This window comes from Nocardia cyriacigeorgica, from assembly GCF_029868385.1.
GTDB classification, from domain to species: Bacteria; Actinomycetota; Actinomycetes; order Mycobacteriales; family Mycobacteriaceae; genus Nocardia; species Nocardia cyriacigeorgica_F.
Genome location: NZ_JARWNX010000054.1, coordinates 165,039 through 186,933, shown reverse-complemented (window position 1 = coordinate 186,933; position 21,895 = coordinate 165,039). Strand labels below are relative to the sequence as shown.

Below are 21,895 nucleotides of genomic sequence, written 5' to 3'. Positions count from 1 at the left end.
CGTCTCCGCTGCCGCTGCTTGCCTCCGGCTTGCGCCGCGGCAGCGGAGACGCGAGACGGGCCGCGAACTGTGGGGCTCGGTCTCGCTTCGCTCGAAAACGGAGGTGTTCCGGCCACTGTTTCAGGCGGTTGTCATCCCGGACTGGTCACGACGTAGCCGGAGTAGTGCAGGGAACTGGATGACTACTGGCCAACGGTCAGCCAGACAGCGCTGGACGGGGCCAGACTCAGTACCGCGGAAGCGGGCCTACCGTGCCACGGTGCCGCATCGGCCATGACCGCACCCAGGTTTCCCATCCCGGACCCGCCGTATTCGACGGCATCGGTGTTGAGGATATCGGTCCAGCGTCCCGCCGTTGGCAGTCCGATCCGGTATTTGTCGTGCGCCGATCCCGAGAAGTTGTAGACGCAGGCGATGACGGAGCCGTCGGTGCCGTAGCGCAGAAAAGCCAGCACATTGTGTTCGCGGTCGTCGGCTTCGATCCAGGAGTGCCCGCCGGGGGTGGTGTCCTGGGTCCACAGCGCCGGGTGCGCCCGGTAGACGGTGTTGAGGTCGCGCACGACGGTCTGCACGCCCTTGTGCAGCGGGTTGTCGAGTTCGTGCCAGTCCAGGCCACGGTCATGCGACCATTCGCGGAACTGCCCGAATTCCTGGCCCATGAACAGCAGTTGTTTGCCCGGATGCGCCCACATATAGGCGAGCAGGGCACGGACGCCGCTCGCCTTGGCGTAATCGTCGCCGGGCATCCTGGTCCACAGCGTGCCCTTGCCGTGCACCACCTCGTCGTGGCTGATGGGCAGCACATAGTTCTCACTCCAGGCGTACATCAGCGAGAAGGTGATCTCGTTGTGGTGCCAGGAGCGGTGGATCGGATCGCGGCGCAGATATCCGAGGGTGTCGTGCATCCAGCCCATATTCCATTTCATGGAGAAGCCGAGGCCGCCGACTTCGGTGGCGCGGGTGACGCCGGGCCAGGTGGTGGACTCCTCGGCGATGGTGAGGACGCCGGGATGTTCGCTGTGGATGCGGTCGTTGAGTTCGGTCAGGAAGTCGACGGCTTCGAGGTTTTCCCGGCCGCCGTGCACGTTCGGTTCCCATTCGCCGTCGCGGCGGGAATAGTCGAGGTAGAGCATCGAGGCGACGGCGTCCACGCGCAGACCGTCGATATGGAATTCCTCGATCCAGTAGCGGGCATTGGCGATCAGGAAGTTGCGCACCTCGTTGCGGCCGAAGTCGAAGACGTAGGTACCCCAGTCGGGTTGTTCGCCGCGCCGCGGGTCGGGGTGTTCGTAGAGCGGGGTGCCGTCGAAACGGGCCAGGGCCCATTCGTCGCGCGGGAAATGTGCGGGCACCCAGTCGAGCAGGACACCGATGCCGCGACCGTGCAGATGGTCGACGAAGGCGCGGAAATCGTCGGGGCTGCCGAATCGGGCGGTCGGGGCGTAGTAGGAGGTGACCTGGTAACCCCAGGAGCCGCCGAAGGGGTGTTCGGCGACGGGCAGCAGTTCGATATGGGTGAATCCGGCCTCGCATACATAATCGGCGAGCTGTTCGGCCAGCTCGCGGTAACCGAGACCCGGTCGCCAGGAGCCGAGGTGCACCTCGTAGACGCTCAGCGGTGCGCGGGTGGGTTCGGTGGCGGCGCGGGCGGTGAGCCAGCGGTCATCGGTCCACATATGCCGCGATTCGGTGATCACCGAGGCCGTGGCCGGTGGGACCTCGGTGGCGAAGGCGAGCGGGTCGGCGTGATCGACGGTGCGGCCGTCGGCGCCGTGCACGCGGTATTTGTATCGGGTGCCTGGCCCGATACCGGGGACGAACACCTCCCAGATACCGGAGCCGCCCAGCGATCGCATGGGTGTGCCCGCACCGCTCCAGCCGTCGAAATCGCCCATCACGGCGACCCCGCGCGCATTCGGCGCCCAGACCGCGAACGATGTGCCGGTCACCTCGCCGTCGAGGGTCCGGTAGCGGCGTGGATGCGCGCCGAGTACCTCCCACAACCGCTGATGGTTGCCTTCACCGATGAGATGCAGGTCGAGTTCGCCAAGGGTGGGCAGGAACCGGTAGCCGTCGGCGCCGGTGACCGTCTGTCCACCGGGGTAGGTGGTGACGATGCGATAGTCCATCAGCTCCGGATAGGGCAGCACACCGGCGAAGACGCCGTGTCCGAGTGAGTCGAGCCGGTGCTCGTCGGCGCCGACCCTGGCCGTCACCGTATCGGCGTGCGGGCGCAGCACCCGGACCACGGTGCCGTCCGGATGCGGATGGGCGCCGAGGACGGTGTGCGGATCGGGGTGGGTGCCCGCCGCGAGCAACATCAGATCGCGGCGCTTCACCGCCGGACCCTGCTCATCCGAAGTTCCTGCGGAAGGCCAGTGCGGTGCGGACGGTTTGGGGGACGGGCGGTAGCGCGAGGATGTGCGCGACGGCCTTGGTCGGGTCGAGGCGCACGTAGTTGGTCTGCGCCCAGTGGTATTCCTCGCCGCTGATCTCGTCGTAGACGACGGGATGGTCGTGCCATTCCCGCCCGATAGCGGGCAGGTCCAGCGAGAGCATGCCTTGTTCGGCGGCGAACGGGTTGAGGTTCACCACCACGAGCACGGCGTCGCCGGTGACCGGATCGAATTTCGAATAGGCCAGCATGGCGTCGTTGTCGATGTGGTGGAAGTGCAGGCAGCGCAGTTGGCGCAGCGCGGGATGGTTGCGCCGAATGTCGTTGAGCCTGGTCAGCCAGGGTTCCAGGGATTCACCGCGGGCCAGCGCCTCGGCGAACGGGCGTGGGCGCAGTTCGTACTTCTCCGAATCCAGGTATTCCTCGCTGCCGGGCCGCACGGCCTGATGCTCGAACAGTTCGAACCCGGAGTACACGCCCCAGGTGGGTGCGAGGGTGGCGGCGAGGGCGGCGCGGATCGCGAACATGCCCGGCCCACCGTGTTGCAGGCTCTCGTGCAGGATGTCGGGGGTGTTGACGAAGAGGTTGGGGCGGGCCTCATCGGCTTTGGCGGCGAGTTCACGGCCGAATTCGGTGAGTTCCCATTTGCTGACGCGCCAGGTGAAGTAGGTGTAGGACTGGCTGAACCCGCGGCGCGCCAGCCCGTACAGCCGGGCGGGCCGGGTGAAGGCTTCGGAGAGGAAGACGACGTCGGGGTCGGTGCGTCGCACCGTGGCGATCAACCATTCCCAGAAGTCGGCGGGTTTGGTGTGCGGATTGTCGACGCGGAAGATCTTCACGCCGAGATCGATCCAGTGCCGGACCACGCGCAGCACCTCGGCGTAGAGGCCGTCGGGGTCGTTGTCGAAATCGACGGGGTAGATGTCCTGGTATTTCTTCGGCGGATTCTCCGCATAGGCGATGGTGCCGTCGGGCAGGGTGGTGAACCACTCGGGGTGCGCGGCGACCCACGGATGATCCGGTGCGCATTGCAGGGCGAGATCCAGGGCGACTTCGAGGCCGAGCCGGTCGGCGGCCGCGACGAAATCGGCGAAATCCGCTGTGGTGCCCAGTTCGGGATGGATGGCGTCGTGGCCGCCCTCGGCCGAGCCGATGGCCCACGGTGAGCCCACATCGCCGGGTTCGGCGGTGAGTGCATTGTTGGGGCCCTTGCGGTTCACCGCGCCGATCGGATGGATCGGCGGCAGATACACGACATCGAATCCCATCGCCGCGATCCGGGGTAGATCTTTGGCGGCGGTGGCGAAAGTGCCGTGGATCGGGTTGCCTTCGGCGTCGCGGCCGCCGGTGGAGCGGGGGAAGAATTCGTACCACGCGCCGTAGAGCGCGCGCTGACGTTCGACGAGCACGGTGTGCTGTGGTCCGCGGGTCACCAGATCGCGCAGCGGGGTGGCGCGCAGGATGTCGGCGACGTCATCGGTGAACGCGGGGGCCACCCTGGCAGGCAGTTGGTCGTCGCTGCGCAGCGCGGCCGCCACGGCGCGCAGCCGCTCGAACTGTTTCTTCGGCACGGCCTGGGCGGCGCGATCGAAGAGGGCGGCGCCGAGTTCCAGATCGTTGGCCAGATCGGCGGCGCTCTGGCCGACCGAGAGTTTCGCCTCCACCGCGGCCCGCCAGGTGGCGATCGGATCGCGCCAGCCTTCGATGCGGAAGGTCCAGGTGCCCGGCGTGTTCGGGGTGAAGGTGGCGTTGAAGACGTCGGGTTCGTAATCGGGCGTCATCGGGATGCGTACGGCCCGCGTGGACCCGGGTCCGCGGACCGCCAGCGTGGCGGCGACCGCTGCGTGGCCCTCGCTCCACACCACCGCGCGTACCGGGAACACCTCGCCCACGACGGCCTTGGCCGGTCGGCCTCCGGGGATGAACGGGGCAGTGTCATCGATTGCGATGCGGCCGGTCACGTTCCCAACCGTACCGGTCGTCGGTGTGGACGAAGAGACGAGCGCACCGGGATTGTCGTCAGGGTCGGGTGATTCGGACGCGGGTCGGTGGAGCCCAGGTCGGGCGACGCTCTCGATGACCGTCGGTGGTGCGTAGTACCGGTGTCACCGGCTGGCGCGTCCGGTGGTCAGCGGGTGATTCGGAGAGCGTCGAGCAGATCGCACAGGGTGGATGTGGTGGCGTCGAGTGCGTGTGGGTCCGAGGTGGTGGCCAGCCACAGCGCCGCCTCGTTCATCGCCCCCGACAGCAGATGGGTCAGGGGTTCGATCGGCCGTGGCGCGATCACCCCGGTATCGACCAGCTGCTGTAAGGCCTCGCCGAGATGGCGTGCGGACGCGGCGGCGTCGAGCGCCCGCCATTCGTGCCAGCCGAGGACGGCAGGGCCGTCGATGAGCATGATCCGCTGGAGTTCGGGGTCGGTGCAGGTGCTCAGAAAGGTTTCGCAACCGGTGACCAGCTGGTCCCACGGGTCGGAGCGGGTATCGGCGGCGGCCGCCACCCGTTCGCCGACCTCGCCCTGCACCTGTTCGAGGACGGCGGCGAACAGGGCGGCCTTGCTGTCGAAATGGTGATAGAGCGCGCCCTTGGTGACGCCCGCGGCCTGCACGATCTCCGAGAGACCCACCGCGCCATAGCCTTTCGTCGCGAAAAGGTGCCGTCCCGCGCGTAGCAGGGTGCGCCTGGTCTCTTCCCGTTGTCTGGCGCGCATCGTGCCCGGCATACCGCTCCTCATATTGACGTACCGATGGTATGCGAACTACTGTAGCTCACATACCATCGGTACGTGAAAGGTGAGACGATGAACCTGAGCAGCTTCTATCCCGTGATCTGCACCGCCGAACTCGGCGCGGCGCGTGACTTCTACGCCCGATGGTTCGGCTTCGAGATCACCTTCGAAGCCGACTGGTACATCAGCCTGAAACGGCCGGGCACGCCCGCCTACGAGCTGGCTCTGCTCGATCCGACCCATCCGACGGTCCCGCAGGCCTATCGGCACCAGGTCCGTGGGCTGCTGCTGAACTTCGAGGTCGCCGACGTCGACGCCGAATGGGAACGCCTGGTGGTCGGTGGCGGGCTTCGCGCGGAACTGGATATCCGCACCGAGGAGTTCGGGCAGCGGCATTTCATCGTCGCCGATCCCTCCGGTGTGCTCATCGATGTGATCACCGAGGTTCCACCGTCGGCCGAGTACGCGGACGCGTTCGTCGCGGCGGCCGAGTAGGCGCACCGCGGCTCGGGTTCGAGCGGGTCTGCTGCTTGTTCCGATGTTGGGTAGGGTTCGGCTGGTGAAGGCACTTCGTCGGTTCACAGTCCGCGCCCATCTGCCCGAGCGTCTGGCGGCGCTGGGTGAATTGTCGACGAATCTGCGCTGGTCATGGCATGGTCCGACGCAGGATCTTTTCGCCGAACTCGATCCGGCGCGGTGGCTCGATATGGGCCACGATCCGGTGCGGATGCTCGGCGAGGTGCCGCGCGAACGGCTCGACGAACTCGCCGCCGACCCGGCCTACACCGCGCGGGTGGACGCGGCGGCCGCCGATCTGCGCGAGTATCTGGACACGCCCGGCTGGTTCCAGCGGCGCGACGCGCAGGTGGGTGGGGTGGCCTATTTCTCCATGGAGTTCGGCGTCACCGAGGTACTGCCGAACTATTCCGGCGGGCTCGGCATTCTGGCGGGCGATCATCTCAAGGCCGCCTCCGATCTGGGTGTGCCGCTGATCGGTGTCGGGCTGCTGTATCGCTCGGGCTATTTCCGCCAGTCGCTGACCGCCGACGGCTGGCAGGCCGAACACTATCCGGCCCTCGACCCGCAGGGATTGCCGCTGCGGCTGCTGACCAGCGGAGCCGGTGACGATGCTCCCGGCTCACCGGTGCTGATCCACGTCGGCATGCCCGACCGCAGGGTGCTGCGCGCGAGGGTGTGGATCGCGCAGGTGGGGCGGGTGCCGCTGCTGCTGCTGGATTCCGATATCGCCGATAACGACCCCGAACTGCGCGCGGTCACCGACCGGCTCTACGGCGGCGATCAGGATCACCGGATCAAACAGGAGATCCTGGCCGGTATCGGCGGTGTGCGCGCGGTGCGGGCTTACACCCGCGCCGAGGGGCTGCCCGACCCGGACGTCTTCCATATGAACGAGGGCCACGCCGGTTTCCTCGGACTCGAACGCATCCGCGAATACGTTTCGGCCGGACTCGATTTCGATGCGGGCTTGGCCGCGGTGCGTGCGGGCACCGTGTTCACCACGCATACACCGGTGCCTGCGGGTATCGATCGGTTCCCGATGCCGATGGTGCGCAGATACTTCGGCGGTCCGCACGGTGAAGCGGAATCCTCGCTGCTGCCGGGGCTTTCGGTGGACCGCATCGTCGCGCTCGGGCGTGAGGCGGATCCGTCGGTGTTCAATATGGCGCATATGGGTCTGCGGTTGGCGCAGCGCGCCAACGGTGTGTCACGGCTGCACGGTGAGGTCAGCCGGGAGATGTTCGCTTCGCTGTGGCCCGGATTCGATGCCGCCGAGGTGCCGATCGGTTCGATCACCAATGGTGTGCACGCCCCCACCTGGGCGGCGCCGGAATGGATCGACAAGGCGCGCGAACGCATCGGCACCGAACTCGTCGAGGAGGCGCGCGGCTGGGAGAAGTTGCGCGATATCGACCCCGCCGAACTCTGGTCGACCCGCAACAGCTTGCGCGCCACCCTGGTCGCCGAGGTGCGTCGCAGACTGCGCGCGTCGTGGTTGCAGCGCGGCGCCGCCGAGGCCGAATTGGGCTGGATCGACGATGTTTTCGATCCCGACGTGCTGACCGTCGGCTTCGCCCGTCGAGTGCCCACCTACAAGCGGCTGACGCTGATGCTGCGCGACCCGCAGCGCCTGCGTTCGATGCTGCTCGACCCGGACCGGCCGGTGCAGTTGGTGGTCGCCGGAAAGAGCCACCCCGCCGATGACGGCGGCAAGGCGCTCATCCAGCAGGTGGTGCGTTTCGCCGATGACCCCGAGGTGCGCCACCGCATCGTCTTCCTGCCCGACTACGACATGTCCATGGCCCGGTACCTGTACTGGGGCTGTGATGTGTGGTTGAACAACCCGCTGCGCCCGCTCGAGGCCTGCGGCACTTCCGGGATGAAATCGGCGCTCAACGGCGGACTCAATCTGTCCATCCGGGACGGTTGGTGGGACGAGATGTACGACGGGGAGAACGGCTGGGCCATCCCCACCGCCGACGGTATCCGCGATGAGCATCGCCGCGACGATCTCGAGGCCGCCGCCCTCTACGATCTGTTCGAACGTTCGGTGGCGCCACGTTTCTACGACCGCGACGGCGACGGTATGCCGGTGCGCTGGGTGGAGATGGTGCGCCACACCCTACAAACCCTCGGCCCGAAGGTGCTGGCCTCGCGCATGGTGCGCGATTACGCGCTCGACTATTACGCACCTGCCGCCGCGGCCGCGCGGCATGCGGTCGCCGACGATTTCGCCGGTGTCCGCGCCGTCGCCGAGTACCGGCGCCGCATCGAGTCGGCGTGGCCGTCGGTGCGGGTGGCGCAGGTGGACAGTGCCGGACTGCCGGATACGCCGATCATCGGGGCGCCGTTGTCGTTGACGGCGCGGATCGACCTCGGCGGCCTGACACCCGATGATGTCTCGGTGCAGGCGGTGCTCGGCCGGGTATCGCCCGCCGACGATCTGTCCGATGTGACGGCTCTGCCGATGAAGCATGCCGGGACCGATGCCGGGCTCGAGCTGTTCGAGATCCAGACGCCGGTGCCGCTGTCGGGCGCGGTCGGGTACACCGTCCGGGTGCTGCCGCACAGCGAGTTGCTCGCCTCCGATGCCGAACTGGGATTGGTTGCGGCGCCGAGCGCATGAGCCCGGCGCCGGGTGTGCGAATCGGCAACGGACGCGCGGACATGCCGCCGAGCGCATGAGCGGCCGGGCCGGATGGTCAGGGTCGAGCGCCGGTGCTCGGGCGTCGCCCAGATCACTGATTCAGGTGGCTGACCAGGCTCGTTGGTCCGGGATCGGCTAACGTCTCGAGCACCCGCTCACTCGTTTCCCGACTGGAGTACACCCATGGCCATCGACGTGCTGACCCGTACCAGGGGTCGTATCGATAGATATTTCGGTGTCAGCTCGAACGGCTCGACCGTCAGACGGGAGCTGATGGCGGGCACGGTCACCTTCCTGGCCATGTCCTATGTGCTCGCGGTCAACCCGTCGGTGCTCGGTGACCATGGCGTCCTCGGTGAGCTGGGTATCCCGACCCAGGCGGTATTCACCGCGACGGCGGTGGCCGCGGTGTTCGGCACGCTGGTGATGGGGCTGTGGGCCAAATATCCGGTCGCGCTGGCGCCGGGGATGGGGCTCAACGCGTTCTTCGCCTATTCGGTGGTGCTCGGGATGGGGATTCCGTGGCAGGTGGCGTTGTCGGGGACGTTGCTGTCGGGTGTCATCTTCTTCATCCTCGCGGTGACCAAGGTGCGTGAACGCATCCTCAACGCCATTCCCATGCAGATGAAGCTCGCGGTCGGGGCGGGTATCGGCATGTTCGTGGCATTCCTCGGATTGAAGAATGCCGGGATCGTCGTCGCCAACGACGCCACCTTCGTCGCGCTGGGTGATTTCACCGAGGGCACCACGCTGCTCGCGCTGTTCGGGCTGGTCGTGACGGTGGGGTTCGTGGTCGTCGGCTGGCACGGGGCGGTGCTGTACGGCATCGTGTTGACCACGGTCGTCGGCATGGTCAGCGGACTGGTCGATCTGCCGGACGGGATCGCGGCCCTGCCGCGCGGACTGGACGAAACATTCGGGCAGGCGATCATCCATCTGCCCGACGCGTTCACCGGGCAGATGATCGTCGTCGTCCTGACCATGCTGTTCGTCGACTTCTTCGACGCCTCCGGCACGCTGATCGGCGTCGCGAATCAGGCCGGTCTGCTGGACAAGGACGGCAAGCTGCCCCGCGCGGCGAGTGCGCTGGCCGCCGATTCGGTGGGTACCACGGCGGGCGCGATCATCGGTACCTCCACTACGACGGCCTATGTGGAATCGACCGCTGGTGTGTCGGCCGGTGGTCGTACGGGGTTGACGGCGGTGGCGACGGCGGGTTGGTTCGCGGTCGCGATGTTCTGCTTCCCGGTGTTCGAAGTGGTCGCGAAATCCGGTGCGGTGACCTCGGCGGCGCTGATCGTCGTCGGTGTGCTCATGGCCCGCGCGCTCGGTGAGATCGATTGGCAGCGGCTCGAGTTCGCGGTGCCCGCGTTCATCACGATCATCATGATGCCGCTGACCTACTCCATCGCCAACGGCCTCGCCATGGGCATGCTGTTCTACCCGGTGGTCATGGTCGCGAAGGGCAAGATCAAAGAGGTCCATCCGGCGATGTGGGCCCTGATGGTGATTTTCCTCGGATATTTCTTCTTTCTCGCGGAATAGGTCCGCGGGGTCGCGCGGTTGGTGTCCGACGTGAAACAATCGGACCGCAGTCCGCTTCATTGCCGAAGCTGACGGGTTCCGAACGACAGACCGCACGATGATGAGGACACGCTGATGACCACCAAATCGACGCTCGAGCGTCTGAACGTCAAGACCCCCTACGACACCATCTCCTCCGATATCGGACTGCTGGTCCTGCGCGTGGTCTTCGGCGGCCTGCTGGCTGCCCACGGCGCCCAGAAACTCTTCGGCTGGTTCGACGGGCCCGGCCACAGCAACACCGTGGCCATGTTCGAGGGCATGGGATACAACCCCGGTGAACTGTTCGGCACGCTCGCCGGACTGACCGAACTCGTCGGCGGCCTGATGTTCGCCCTCGGCCTGCTGACCCCGCTGGCCGCGGCCATCATCCTCGGCACCATGATCAACGTCATCAACCAGATGTGGAGCGGTGGGCTGCTCACCGGCCAGGGATGGGAGGACGGGCTGCTGTTCGCGGCCGTCGCGGCAGCGATCGCCTTCACCGGGCCGGGTCGCTTCTCGCTCGACTACGGCCGTCCGTGGTTCCGCGTCGGGTTCGCCTGGGGTGTCGGCGCGGTGGTGCTCGCCGTGGTCACGGGTGTGCTGACCTTGATCCTCAAGGGTGCGCTGTAGTCCTGGAGTCGTCGACGGTGCGGCGCGGTGATCCGATCACCGCGCCGCACCGTCGTTTACGGGGTGTCCGACGGCGCGGCCTCGGACGGGCCGCGACCCGCGATGACCGATAGGATCGGCGTGCTCGATGGATCGAACTAGGAGGGGCGCAGGTGCAACCGGGTTCGGTCTTCGCCGGATATCAGATCGAACGCAGGCTCGGCCGCGGCGGCATGGGCTCGGTCTATCTCGCCAAACATCCGCGGCTGCCACGACGTACCGCACTCAAACTGCTGAACCCGGACCTGTTCGACGACACAGAAAGCAGGACGAGGTTCGAACGCGAAGCCGATCTCGCGGCCGGGCTCGATCATCCGAATATCGTCACCGTATTCGATCGTGGCGTCGAGGATGCGCAGCTGTGGATCTCGATGCAGTACATCGATGGTGTCGACGCCGCCTCACTCGACCCGAACACGCTGCCGGTCCCGCGGGCGGTGCAGATCATCGCCGATACCGCGCAGGCGCTCGATTTCGCACACAGCATGGGGGTGCTGCACCGCGATGTGAAACCGGCCAACATCATGCTCTCCACCGCGCATACCGGCCCGGAGCGGGTGTACCTCACCGACTTCGGTATCGCCCGCCTGCGCGATGACGGCGGCCACCTCACCCAGACCGGCTCGTTCACCGCGACCATCGCCTACGCCTCGCCCGAACAGCTCACCGGCGGACCACTCGACCACCGCACCGACCAGTACTCACTGGCATGCAGCCTGTACTGGATGCTGACGGGCACCGCACCGTTCAACTCACCGCATCCGGTGGCCGTCATCCAAGGCCACCTCCAACATTCGCCCCCGCCGCTCAGCAGCGTCCGGCACGGCCTGCCCGCGGGTGTGGACGCGGTCATGGCACGGGCGCTGGCCAAGCGTCCAAGCGAAAGATTCGGCAGCTGTGCGGAATTCGCGGAGGCCGTACGGGCGGCGCTCTCGGGCGCGGGTCCGGTGTCGGGGTCGCATGTTCAGGTGGGGAGCATGCAGGCGCCGATGGCGACGGCGCAGGGGCAGCGGATCGTGGGGCAGCGGCAGGTTCAGCCACAGGGGCAGTCACAGCCACATTGGCGCACGGTGGGGAGTGGCCCGGGTGTGGTCGGTACAGGTCCCGATCAGGGCGTCACCGGCTTAGGTGTGGGCGGTGCTGGTGCGGGCGGCTTCGGTACGGGGGCCGGTGGTCTTGGATCGGGAGGCGCTGGTAGTACCGGCTTCGGCGCTGGTGCGGGAGGCGCGGTTCACGGCGCAGGCGCAACAGGTTTCAGGGGCGGCACTGGCGCTGGTGTTGGTGGTACCGGACCTCGTGCGGGCGGCTTCGGGACGGGGGGCGCTGGTGGTACCGGCTCCGGTGCTGGTGCCGCTGGTGTCGGCTTCGGTGCGGGTGCGACGGGTTTCGGGGCGGGCGGTGCGGGTGCTGGCACGGGTCCTGGTGCTTTCGGGTCGGATGACGGTATGCGACCGGCGCTCGATCCGCGCATCGGCGGGCGGTATGCGTATTCGCCGTCCACGGGGCAGGTTTCGGCGGCCGCCGGAGGGATGGCGCCGATGCGTCCGGTCGCGGCCGTTGGGCCACGTTCGCACAGGAAGCTCATCATCGGGCTGTCGGCGGCGGTGCTGGCTGTCGTCGCGGTGATCGTGGCGCTCGTTGTCGTGAACAAACCTGATGATGCTGGCGTGGCAGCGGCAGGGGCGATCAGCGCCGAATTCCCGAGTATGGTGCCGGGCACCTCGCCGGGCAGCGGTGTCGCGGGAGCCGATTGCACGTCGTACGACGCGGCGCGGGACAAGGAGCTGTGGGAGGGCCAGTCCAGCACGGGCCCGGATTTCGGGGCGTGGTCGGCGGCGTGGGGCTGCCAGGGTACCGACGGTCCCATCGAGACGTCGTATTACCTCGTCGAGTACTCCACCGCCGACGATGCGCGCCGAGTGCTCGACGGATTGCGACCGATCGATATCACCCATGACGCCAAGGACGGGCTGACCTATCCGAACTATCACCTGCCGCAGGCCAGGGGACACCAGCACACGATGGTGACCGGCTTCCCCGGCCCGGACCGCGGCACCTTCCTGCTGTATACCTCCGGGATGCACAAATCGCCGGAGAGCTTCATGGACTGGTGGAAGTCGTTGCCGCTGGCATGATGCAGCGGGTCCGCGACGCACCGATGTCACACTCGGTCGCGTCGCGTCGTCAACTCCACGTCGACATCACATACGACGAAGGAGACGACGATGACGATCGAGATCAGCAACCCCGATGGCCTGCACGACCCGACCGGTTTCGGCTACAGCCATGTGGCGCGGGTGCGCGGCGAACTGGTTTTCATCGCGGGCCAATACGATTCCGACGCCGAAGGCCACACCACCAGCGAGGATTTCGCGACCCAGGTGGATCGTGCCTTCGCCAACCTCGGTATCGCCCTGCGCTCACAGGGCCTCGATTACGCCGACGTCGCCCAGCTGCGCACCCATATCGTCGACCATGATCTGCCGAAACTGGCGGTGATCGGTCAGAAGGTCGCCGACATCTGGGGTGGACAGCCGCCGACTCAGACGTTGACCGGTGTCGCGGCTCTCGCATTGCCGGGCATGCTGTTCGAGGTGGATGCGGTTGCCGTGCGGGATTGATGCGCGCGGCGAGGGGTGCGGTTCAGACTTTCGCGGCGGCTGTGAGTCGCTGCAAAGCCTTCGTGACCACCTCGGGATCGCTGGTCTCCCAATACGGCGGCAGTGAGGCACGCAGGTAGCCGCCGTAGCGGGCGGTGGCGAGGCGGGAGTCGAGGACGGCGACCACGCCGCGGTCGTCGACGCTGCGCAGCAGGCGTCCGGTGCCCTGGGCCAGCAGCAGGGCGGCGTGACTGGCGGCGACGGACATGAAGCCGTTGCCGCCGCGCGATTCGACCGCCCGCTGCCGCGCGGTGAGCAGCGGGTCGTCGGGGCGGGGGAACGGGATGCGGTCCAGGATCACCAGACTCAACGACGGACCGGGCACATCGACGCCCTGCCAGAGTGAAAGCGTCCCGAACAGCGAGGTCTCCGGATCATCGGCGAACTTGCGCACCAGTGCGCCGGTGGAATCCTCACCCTGACACAGCACCGGCGTGTCCAGGCGGTTGCGCAGCGCTTCGGTGGCCGCTTTGGCGGCGCGCATGGACGAGAACAGTCCGAGCGTGCGCCCACCCGCCGCGGTGATCAGCCGCTCGATCTCGTCGAGGTAGGCGGGGGACAGGCCGTCGCGGCCGGGCGCGGGCAGATGTTTTGCGACGTACAGGATGCCGGACTTGGCGTGATCGAACGGTGAACCGACATCGAGGGAGGTCCAGCGCATCGTCTCGTTGTCCGACGGCGCCTCGGCGCCATTGGCGGTCGCGGCGTCGGTGCGGCTCGTCGATTGTGCGGGCAGCCCCCAGGTGATGGCCAGACCGTCGAAGGAGCCGCCGATCTGTAGCGTCGCCGAGGTCAGCACCACGGTCGACGCGCCGAACAACCGGCTGCGCAGCAGGCCGCCCACCGAGAGCGGCGCCATCCGCAAGGTGCGGCGGGTGACACCGCGCAGTTCGTCGGCGGCCAGCCACACCACATCGCGGCGGGCCGCCGGATCGGGTTCGTCGAAGGCGGTGAGGGCGCGGACGGCGGCGTCGTGCACCTCTTCGACAGCGGCCACGGCGCGGGTGCGGGCGGCGGCGGTATCGGCATCGCCCTGCGCGGTGGTGCCGCCCTGCGGCGCGAGGGCGGTGTGCGCATTCCATGCGGCGTCACGGACCAGCGCGAGCACCGGGGCGATCCCGTCGGGCAGGGCGTCCCAGCGGCTCGGGCCGAGATCGTCGAGCGCGGCGTGCAGGGCATCACCGGCGGCTTCGAGCCGGTCCACCTCTTGTTCATCGATGAGCTTGGTGCAGCGGCGGGCCGCCGCGGTGATCGCGGTGGCCGACAGTTCGGCCGTGGCGACACCGGTGACCCTGTCGACCAGTTCGTGCGCCTCGTCCACCACCACCACATCGTGTTCGGGCAGCACCTGGATACCGCTGATCGCGTCGATGGCCAGCAGGGCGTGGTTGGTCACCACGACATCGGCCTGCGCGGATTCGGCCCTGGCGCGTTCGGCGAAACAATCCTGACCGAACGGGCAGCGGGTCTTGCCGAGGCATTCGCGCGAGGAGACGCTGACCTGACGCCAGGCCCGGTCGGAGACGCCGGGGGTGAGATCGTCGCGGTCGCCGGTCTCGGTATCAGAAGCCCATTCGTTGAGCCGCTGCACTTCACGGCCGAGCCGCGAGACCGCGAACGCGTCGAAGAGTTCGGCCTCGGCCGGTTCCTCCGGGATCGCACTGTTGATCTTGTTCAGGCACAGATAGTTGTTGCGGCCCTTGAGGATCGCGAACTGCGGGACGCGGCCCAGCGGTTTACCGAGTGCGTCGGCGAGCCGGGGGAGATCACGATCGACCAGCTGACGTTGCAGTGCGATCGTCGCCGTGGACACCACCACCGTGCGTCCGGTGCGCACCGCGTGTCGCAGGCTGGGGACCAGATAGGCCAGCGATTTGCCGGTGCCCGTGCCCGCCTGCACCGCCAGATGCTCCTTGGTGTCGATGGCGTGATCGACCGCGGCGGCCATCGACACCTGACCCGGCCGTTCCTTACCGCCCAGCGCGGTGACAGCAGTCGACAACAGGGCCGGGACGGGCGGAAGTTCGGGCACCCAGGCAGCCTACTGCGCCCCACCGACAACCACCGTGCGGTCGGCGGGCGGGGTCGCGCAGTTGGCGATTACCCGCTGCTGCCGCCCCATCGCCATCGCTTGCGGCGTCGCCGCCCACCTGTGCGCCCGCCGCCACCGACCGGCTGCCCTGTCTACCGGGTGCGGTGTGGTTTCGGTATCGAAATGAAGACGCAGCGACTGCGCGCCCCGCACATATGGTGTCGTTCGCCGTGCGGCGAGAGTCGGTGGCCGGGAGCGGTTCGGGACCCGGTGGATCGGTGGGGAGCTGCGGCTCAGCCGTCGAGCGCGCCCTCGAGTTCGATCCCGGCCCCGCGCAATTGTTGCAGCGCCTTCTCGATGGTTTCCGGTGCGACTCCGGCGGTGAGCCCGAGCAGGATCCGGGTGCCGAACCCGGCGGCCGCCGCATCCAGTGCGGTGGCGCGTACACAGTGATCGGTGGCGATCCCGACGACGTCCACCGCGTCGATATCGCGCGCCGTCAACCAGTCGGTCAGCGTCGTCCCATCCTCGGCCGAACCTTCGAACCCGGAGTAGGCCGCGGTGTAGGCGCCCTTGGAGAACACCTCCTGCACGGGCGCGGTATCGAGGTTCGGGTGGAAGTCCGCGCCGGAAGTACCGACCCGGCAGTGCGGCGGCCAACTGTCCACGAAATCGGGCTGCTCGGAGAAGTGCGCACCAGGATCGATATGGAAATCGCGCGTGGCGACCACCGCCGCGTACGCACCGCCGCGTTCCCGCACATACCCGCTGATCCGCTCCGCCACCTGCGCCCCGCCCGTGACGGCCAGCGCCCCACCCTCGCAGAAATCGTTCTGCACATCCACGATCACCAGAGCTCGCCCCATGACCCCATTCTCCCTCCCCCATCTCCGGGCGGCGAGTGGTACCCGGCTGCGGCATTTCGCCCGAGTAGGCGCCGCAGTCAGGTGCCACTCGTCGTCAGGGGAGGAAGGTGGTGGGGATGGCGGGGTCGCCGGCGGAGAGTTTGAGGCCTTCCCAGGGGAGGGCGATCAGGCCCTGGGCGACGAGGTCGCGGCTTTCCGGCAGGGTCGGCTGGTCGAGGATCTTGCCCTCGCGGACCATCGGCACCAGCAGTTCGCGCATCTCGAAACCATTCGCGGCGGGCCGTTCGCCTGCCGCCGGATAGATGATCTCCTCGACGATGGTTCCGGTGCGCCGGGCCAGCCTGACCGCGCGTTTGGTGCCGCCGCGCGACTCCTTGTGGCTGCTGCGTTTGGCGACCGGGACGCCGTCCACCTCGACGAGCTTGTAAACCATCCCCGCCGTCGGCGCACCGGAGCCGGTGACCAGCGAGGTGCCGACGCCGTACACATCCACCGGTTCGGCGCGCAGCGCGGCGATCGCGTACTCGTCGAGATCGCCGGACACCACGATGCGGGTCTCGGTGGCACCGAGATCGTCGAGCTGATGGCGCACCTGACGGGCCAGCACGCCCAGATCACCCGAGTCGATGCGCACACCGCCGAGTTCCGGTCCGGCGACCTCGATGGCGGTGGCGACGCCCTTGGTGATGTCGAAGGTGTCGACCAGCAGGGTGGTGCCGATGCCGAGCGCCTCGATCTGGCTGCGGAACGCGGCCGCCTCGTGCGCACCGTCCGCACCGCTGTGCAGCAGGGTGAACGCGTGTGCGCTGGTGCCCGCGCCGGGGACACCGAAGCGGCGCACCGCTTCCAGGTTCGAGGTGGCGTCGAATCCGGCCAGATAGGCGGCGCGGGCACTGGCGGGCGCGGCCAGCTCGTGGGTGCGCCGCGAACCCATCTCGATCATCCGTCGCCGCGCCGCCGCACTCACCATGCGCGCGGCCGCGGAGGCGATGGCGCTGTCGTGGTTGAGGATCGACAGGGCGAGTGTTTCGAGCAGCACGCATTCGGCGAAACTGCCGCGCACCGACAGGATCGGTGATCCGGGGAAATACAGTTCGCCCTCGGCGTAGCCGTCGATATCGCCGGTGAAGCGGAATTCGCGCAACCAGTCGACGGTGGTGTCATCGAGGAATCCGGCGACGATCTCCAGCTCGTCCGCGCCGAAACGGAAGTTCCCCAGGGCTTCGAGCAAGCGTCCGGTTCCAGCGACGACACCGTAGCGCCGCCCATGCGGCAATCGCCTGGCGAACACTTCGAAGGTGCACTGCCGGTGCGCGGAACCGTCGGCCAGCGCGGCGGCGAGCATGGTCAGTTCGTACTGATCGGTCAGCAGTGCGGTGCTGAAGCCGTCGTCGCGGAGATCCACGCTGTCACTGTAATGCGGTCGATGCGCTCACCGTCGGCGCCAGCGTCTGCCGACGGTGACCGTGCATCATAAGCCGCGAAGGGCCGTGGTCAGGGGCGAAACGGCCGAATCGGGCACGCTCGGGTGTTGTGTATTCAGGTGCTCGTCGTACCCTTGACGTTATGGCCTTGTGCAATACGGCACCCCGCTATCGGACGGACGCGGCCAGTGTCGGCGCCGCCGCGAACGCGACGCTGTCCGCGCAGGCGACGCCCGAGGCGGTGGAGTACACCGAAATCCTGGAGGCGGAAGACCGGCCGTGGGTCACGGTCGTCTGGGACGACCCGGTCAACCTCATGCACTACGTCGCCTACATCTTCCAGAAGCTGTTCGGCTACAGCAAAGCCAAGGCGACCGAGCTGATGCTCAAGGTGCACAACGAGGGCAAGGCGGTCGTATCGTCCGGCTCGCGGGACAAAATGGAACAGGATGTCCGGCGGCTACACGCCGCGGGGCTGTGGGCGACCATGCAGCGAGACGACTGACTCGGACGGCTACCGTAGCGACGTGCGTAAGTGGAGCCGGAAGAATTCGCTGGGCGGTCTCAAACTGCGATCCGAAATGGACGCCAGAGAAGCGAGCGTGCTGCGGTCGCTGGTCGGTGCGGTGACCGGTCTGCTCACCGAGCGGGCCTCCTCGGCCCCCGAAGACGATCTGGCGGCGCTCACCGGCCTGCGCACCGGTAACACCACCCCGCCCGACGACCCGCGCCTGCTGCGTCTGCTGCCCGATTTCCATCGCAGCGAACCGGGTTCCCCCGACGCCGAGCGCGCCGACCTCAACAGCGCCCTGCGCGGACTGCACGAACCCGAGATCATCGACGCGAAGCTCGCCGCGGGCGCCGTCGTCCTCGACACCTGCCCCACCGACGGCGGCCGCATCATCATCACCCCCGAACAAGCCGACGCCTGGCTCACCGCGCTCACCGACGTCCGCCTCGCCCTCGGCGCGGTCCTCGGCATCGACGCCGACACCCCCGAACAGTTCGACCCCGACGACCCCCGAGCCCCCCACCTCGACGTCTACCATTGGCTCACCTGGATGCAGGACTCGCTGCTCCAGGCATTGGCGCCGTAGGACGTTCCGCTCGACATCAGCGCACGCTCCGGCATTCGTGAGATCACACCAGGCACAGCGCCTCGACGTCGATCCCGAGGTCATCGATCCCGATCCGAGCTGATGCGCGACCGCGTGCACAACTGCGCGAAATCGGCTGGCGACGGCGGCCGAACGGCCCGCGTCAGCCGTGTGGCGGCCGGTGAGCACGAGATCGGTGGCTCGCGGCATTCCTCCGATCCGGGCGGTAGCGTCGGCTGGAGGACCGGCGACAAGGAGTTCTCGTGAATGCGGTGGCGGGCGCGCGTGATTCGCTGACGGATGTGCCCGGTGTGTTGGTCGGGCATCACCATGTGCTCGATGACGACGCGTCGGTCGGGTCCGGGGCGGCGACGGGGTGCACGGTGGTTCGGGTGCCGGGTGGGGCCGTTGCGGCGGTGGATGTGCGTGGGGGTGGGCCGGGGACGAGGGAAACCGATGTGCTGGATCCGGGGAATACCGTGCGGCGCGCGGATGCGGTGTTGTTGACCGGGGGTAGTGCCTATGGGCTCGCGGCGGCCGATGGGGTGATGCGGTGGCTGGAGGAGAACGGGGCCGGGATTCCGATGGATCCGGCCGATCCCGGTCGGGTGGTGCCGATCGTGCCCGCGGCGGTGATCTTCGATCTTCCGGTGGGGGACTGGAATATTCGGCCCACCGCGGAGTTCGGCTACCGTGCTGCCGCTACCGCCGCCGTCGACTTCGAACGCGGTACCGCCGGTGCGGGTGTCGGTGCGCGGGCGGGGGCGATCAAGGGCGGTGTCGGAAGCGCGAGCATCGTGCTCGGCGACGGTCCGGCCGCCGGAATGACGGTCGCCGCACTGATGGTCGCCAATCCGGTCGGCTCGGTCTTCGACCCGCGCACCGGTCTGCCCTGGGGCGCGGGCACCGACGGCCCCGACCATTTCGGCCTCGCACCGGCCACCACCGAACAGCTCGCCGCCGCCAACGCCCTGCCGGTCAAGGGCACGGTCCTCAATACGACCATCGGCGTCGTCGCCACCGACGCACCTCTGGACACCGTCGGCGCCCGCCGCCTGGCCACCACCGCCCACGACGGTCTCGCCCGGGCCATCCGCCCCGCGCATTCCCCGCTCGACGGCGACACCATCTTCGCCCTCGCCACCGGCACCGCCACCGCACCCGAACCCCCACCACTGCCCCCGGCTTTCCCCACCGACCTCCTGGTCCTCGACCAGCTGTGCACCGCCGCCGCCGTCTGTGTCGAACGTGCGATCGTCGACGCGATCCTCTCGGCCCGGTCGGTCGCGGGCATTCCGTCGTTCGGCGAGCTGTTCTCGGACTGATCTGCCTGGTGGCGCGCGTCCGGGTCCGTCCAGCCCGGCGCCGGACGGCCGCGCGGCTCCCTACCCCGCCGGGAGGCAGATTCAGCCCGCCCGGAATACCCGAATATCCTGACTCGTTGTCGGCTGTGTCAGGTCGGTGACGGCTGTGCGGATATGCGGAAGGGTTCGATTGTGCTCGTGATCAGGGCCGACCTCGTCGATGCGATGGTGGCGCACGCTCGCGCCGACCACCCGGACGAGGCGTGCGGCGTCATTGCGGGGCCGGAGGGTTCGGATCGCCCGGAACGTTTCGTGGCCATGATCAATGCCGAGCGCTCACCCACCTTCTACCGCTTCGACTCGGGTGAGCAGCTGAAGGTGTGGCGCGCGATGGACGACGCCGACGAGGTGCCGGTGGTGATCTACCACTCGCACACCGCGACCGAGGCCTATCCGAGCCGCACCGACGTGTCGTATGCCTCCGAACCGGACGCCCATTACGTACTGGTCTCCACCCGTGATCCCGAGCAGCACGAGCTGCGCAGTTACCGGATCCTGGACGGCGAGGTCACCGAAGAGCCGGTGCAGATCGTCGACAGCTACGAAACCAACTGACCATCAACGACATCCGCTAGTCAACCGAGGAGTTCCCCGATGCCGGTAACCGTGTCCATCCCGACCATCATGCGCCCCCTGACCGGAGGTGAGAAGCGGGTCGAGGCCGAGGGTGCCACGCTGTCGGCGTTGATCGACGACCTGGACGCCAACTTCTCGGGGCTCAAGGAGCGGCTGCTGTCGGACGGCAAGCTCAACCGCTACGTCAACATCTACGTCGACGATGAGGACGTGCGGTTCACCGGTGGTCTGGCGGCGGAGGTGCCCGAGGGCGCGAGCGTCACCATCCTGCCCGCCGTCGCCGGAGGCTAGGTCCCTCGTGGCGCGTTACGAATCGCTGATCGCCACCCTGGGCGACACACCGCTGGTCGGTTTGCGCACGCTGTCCCCGCAGTGGGAGGGCGAGCATCCGGTGCGACTGTGGGCCAAACTCGAGGACCGCAACCCCACCGGATCGATCAAGGACCGCCCGGCGCTGCGCATGATCGAACAGGCCGAGGCCGACGGTCTGCTGCGGCCCGGCTGCACCATTCTGGAGCCGACCAGCGGTAATACCGGTATCTCGCTCGCCATGGCGGCCAAGCTCAAGGGCTATCAGCTGGTGTGTGTGATGCCGGAGAACACCTCGGTGGAGCGGCGTCAGCTGCTCACCATGTTCGGTGCGCGGATCATCGATTCACCGGCGGCGGGCGGTTCCAACCAGGCCGTCGCCATGGCCAAGCAGATCGCCGCCGAAAATCCCGACTGGGTGATGCTCTACCAGTACGGCAACCCGGCCAACGCGCTCGCGCACTACGAGACCACCGGCCCGGAGATCCTGGCCGATCTGCCCGAGATCACCCATTTCGTCGCGGGACTCGGCACCACCGGCACTCTGATGGGCGTCGGCCGCTATCTGCGCGAGAAGGTGCCCAGTATCGAGATCGTCGCGGCCGAACCGCGCTACGGCGAGCTGGTGTACGGGCTGCGCAATATCGATGAGGGCTTCATCCCCGAGCTGTACGACGAGTCGGTGCTCACCACCCGCTTCTCGGTCGGACCGTACGACGCGGTACGCCGCACCAGGGAACTGGTGCTCGAAGAGGGGATCTTCGCCGGTATCTCCACCGGCGCCATCCTGCATGCCGCGCTCGGTGTCGCGCGTAAGGCGGTCAAGGCCGGTACCAGGGCCGATATCGCGTTCGTCGTGGCCGACGGCGGCTGGAAGTACCTGTCGACCGGCGCCTATGACGGCACACTGGAAGAGGCCGAGGAACGTCTCGACGGCCAGCTCTGGGCCTGAGGTCGCCGGTACCCTCGAAGGTGCATCCGGCGGCGGACAGCGCTGCCGACGACCGGCGTTGCCGGTGCCGCGACACTGTCCGGCACCG

At 67.9% G+C, this 21,895-nt stretch carries 18 protein-coding genes; 12 read left to right on the top strand and 6 right to left on the bottom strand.

Features of this window, described 5'->3' with window-relative positions:
* Positions 1-182: 182 nt before the first annotated feature.
* The 3 genes from glgB to QH168_RS17635 all read right to left on the bottom strand — a co-directional run bounded on the left by glgB (position 183) and on the right by QH168_RS17635 (position 5,117).
* On the bottom strand, positions 183-2,321 hold the full coding sequence (gene glgB, locus QH168_RS17645) for a 1,4-alpha-glucan branching protein GlgB (protein WP_280235787.1): 2,139 nt from the start codon (positions 2,319-2,321) through the stop codon (positions 183-185).
* Between the two features lie 31 nt (positions 2,322-2,352).
* Complete coding sequence (locus tag QH168_RS17640) at positions 2,353-4,356, bottom strand: maltotransferase domain-containing protein (protein WP_280235765.1); 2,004 nt, start codon at positions 4,354-4,356, stop codon at positions 2,353-2,355.
* A gap of 167 nt (positions 4,357-4,523) precedes the next feature.
* Positions 4,524-5,117, bottom strand: a complete 594-nt coding sequence (locus QH168_RS17635; RefSeq protein WP_280235764.1) for a TetR/AcrR family transcriptional regulator — start codon at positions 5,115-5,117, stop codon at positions 4,524-4,526.
* A gap of 78 nt (positions 5,118-5,195) precedes the next feature.
* On the opposite strand from QH168_RS17635, the gene QH168_RS17630 reads away from it, so the two are divergent.
* The 6 genes from QH168_RS17630 (at position 5,196) to QH168_RS17605 (ending at position 13,148) form a co-directional block, all read left to right on the top strand.
* Positions 5,196-5,618, top strand: a complete 423-nt coding sequence (locus tag QH168_RS17630; RefSeq protein ID WP_280235763.1) for a VOC family protein — start codon at positions 5,196-5,198, stop codon at positions 5,616-5,618.
* A gap of 64 nt (positions 5,619-5,682) precedes the next feature.
* Positions 5,683-8,268 (top strand): alpha-glucan family phosphorylase, encoded by a 2,586-nt coding sequence (glgP, locus tag QH168_RS17625; protein WP_280235762.1) that lies wholly within the window; start codon positions 5,683-5,685, stop codon positions 8,266-8,268.
* Positions 8,269-8,472: 204 nt separating this feature from the next.
* Positions 8,473-9,834, top strand: coding sequence for an NCS2 family permease (locus QH168_RS17620; protein WP_280235761.1), 1,362 nt, complete (start codon positions 8,473-8,475; stop codon positions 9,832-9,834).
* 114 nt (positions 9,835-9,948) lie between these two features.
* Positions 9,949-10,488 carry a DoxX family protein gene (locus QH168_RS17615; RefSeq protein ID WP_280235760.1) on the top strand — a complete coding sequence of 180 codons (540 nt, stop codon included), beginning with the start codon at positions 9,949-9,951 and terminating at the stop codon, positions 10,486-10,488.
* Between the two features lie 152 nt (positions 10,489-10,640).
* On the top strand, positions 10,641-12,662 hold the full coding sequence (locus tag QH168_RS17610; RefSeq protein WP_280235758.1) for a serine/threonine-protein kinase: 2,022 nt from the start codon (positions 10,641-10,643) through the stop codon (positions 12,660-12,662).
* Positions 12,663-12,752: 90 nt separating this feature from the next.
* Complete coding sequence (locus tag QH168_RS17605; RefSeq protein WP_280235757.1) at positions 12,753-13,148, top strand: RidA family protein; 396 nt, start codon at positions 12,753-12,755, stop codon at positions 13,146-13,148.
* 22 nt (positions 13,149-13,170) lie between these two features.
* Here the strand turns inward: QH168_RS17605 and QH168_RS17600 are convergent, their stop codons facing one another.
* The 3 genes from QH168_RS17600 to QH168_RS17590 form a co-directional block, all read right to left on the bottom strand.
* Positions 13,171-15,219 (bottom strand): ATP-dependent DNA helicase, encoded by a 2,049-nt coding sequence (locus QH168_RS17600; RefSeq protein ID WP_280235755.1) that lies wholly within the window; start codon positions 15,217-15,219, stop codon positions 13,171-13,173.
* A gap of 293 nt (positions 15,220-15,512) precedes the next feature.
* The gene (locus QH168_RS17595) at positions 15,513-16,085 is read right to left on the bottom strand and encodes an isochorismatase family protein (protein WP_280235753.1); all 573 of its coding nucleotides are present in this window, start codon (positions 16,083-16,085) and stop codon (positions 15,513-15,515) included.
* A gap of 94 nt (positions 16,086-16,179) precedes the next feature.
* Entirely contained in the window at positions 16,180-17,490 is a 1,311-nt protein-coding gene (locus QH168_RS17590) for a nicotinate phosphoribosyltransferase (protein ID WP_280235751.1), read from the bottom strand.
* A 161-nt stretch (positions 17,491-17,651) separates the two neighbouring features.
* On the opposite strand from QH168_RS17590, the gene clpS reads away from it, so the two are divergent.
* From clpS to QH168_RS17560, 6 genes are all read left to right on the top strand, one after another.
* Positions 17,652-18,014, top strand: coding sequence for an ATP-dependent Clp protease adapter ClpS (gene clpS / locus QH168_RS17585; RefSeq protein WP_280235750.1), 363 nt, complete (start codon positions 17,652-17,654; stop codon positions 18,012-18,014).
* A gap of 22 nt (positions 18,015-18,036) precedes the next feature.
* Positions 18,037-18,606 (top strand): DUF2017 domain-containing protein, encoded by a 570-nt coding sequence (locus QH168_RS17580; protein WP_280235748.1) that lies wholly within the window; start codon positions 18,037-18,039, stop codon positions 18,604-18,606.
* Between the two features lie 263 nt (positions 18,607-18,869).
* On the top strand, positions 18,870-19,931 hold the full coding sequence (locus QH168_RS17575) for a P1 family peptidase (protein WP_280235747.1): 1,062 nt from the start codon (positions 18,870-18,872) through the stop codon (positions 19,929-19,931).
* 171 nt (positions 19,932-20,102) lie between these two features.
* Positions 20,103-20,525, top strand: a complete 423-nt coding sequence (locus QH168_RS17570) for a M67 family metallopeptidase (RefSeq protein WP_280235746.1) — start codon at positions 20,103-20,105, stop codon at positions 20,523-20,525.
* Positions 20,526-20,564: 39 nt separating this feature from the next.
* Complete coding sequence (locus QH168_RS17565) at positions 20,565-20,837, top strand: MoaD/ThiS family protein (RefSeq protein WP_280235745.1); 273 nt, start codon at positions 20,565-20,567, stop codon at positions 20,835-20,837.
* A gap of 7 nt (positions 20,838-20,844) precedes the next feature.
* Complete coding sequence (locus QH168_RS17560; RefSeq protein WP_280235743.1) at positions 20,845-21,807, top strand: PLP-dependent cysteine synthase family protein; 963 nt, start codon at positions 20,845-20,847, stop codon at positions 21,805-21,807.
* Positions 21,808-21,895 lie beyond the last annotated feature (88 nt).

Bases quoted from the DNA above. Each gene is read 5' to 3' on its own strand.
- glgB (WP_280235787.1), bottom strand. From the start codon at position 2,321: ATGTTGCTCGCGGCGGGCACCCACCCCGATCCGCACACCGTCCTCGGC.
- QH168_RS17635 (WP_280235764.1), bottom strand. From the start codon at position 5,117: ATGCCGGGCACGATGCGCGCCAGACAACGGGAAGAGACCAGGCGCACC.
- QH168_RS17630 (WP_280235763.1), top strand. From the start codon at position 5,196: ATGAACCTGAGCAGCTTCTATCCCGTGATCTGCACCGCCGAACTCGGC.
- QH168_RS17620 (WP_280235761.1), top strand. From the start codon at position 8,473: ATGGCCATCGACGTGCTGACCCGTACCAGGGGTCGTATCGATAGATAT.
- QH168_RS17615 (WP_280235760.1), top strand. From the start codon at position 9,949: ATGACCACCAAATCGACGCTCGAGCGTCTGAACGTCAAGACCCCCTAC.
- QH168_RS17605 (WP_280235757.1), top strand. From the start codon at position 12,753: ATGACGATCGAGATCAGCAACCCCGATGGCCTGCACGACCCGACCGGT.
- QH168_RS17595 (WP_280235753.1), bottom strand. From the start codon at position 16,085: ATGGGGCGAGCTCTGGTGATCGTGGATGTGCAGAACGATTTCTGCGAG.
- clpS (WP_280235750.1), top strand. From the start codon at position 17,652: ATGGCCTTGTGCAATACGGCACCCCGCTATCGGACGGACGCGGCCAGT.
- QH168_RS17565 (WP_280235745.1), top strand. From the start codon at position 20,565: ATGCCGGTAACCGTGTCCATCCCGACCATCATGCGCCCCCTGACCGGA.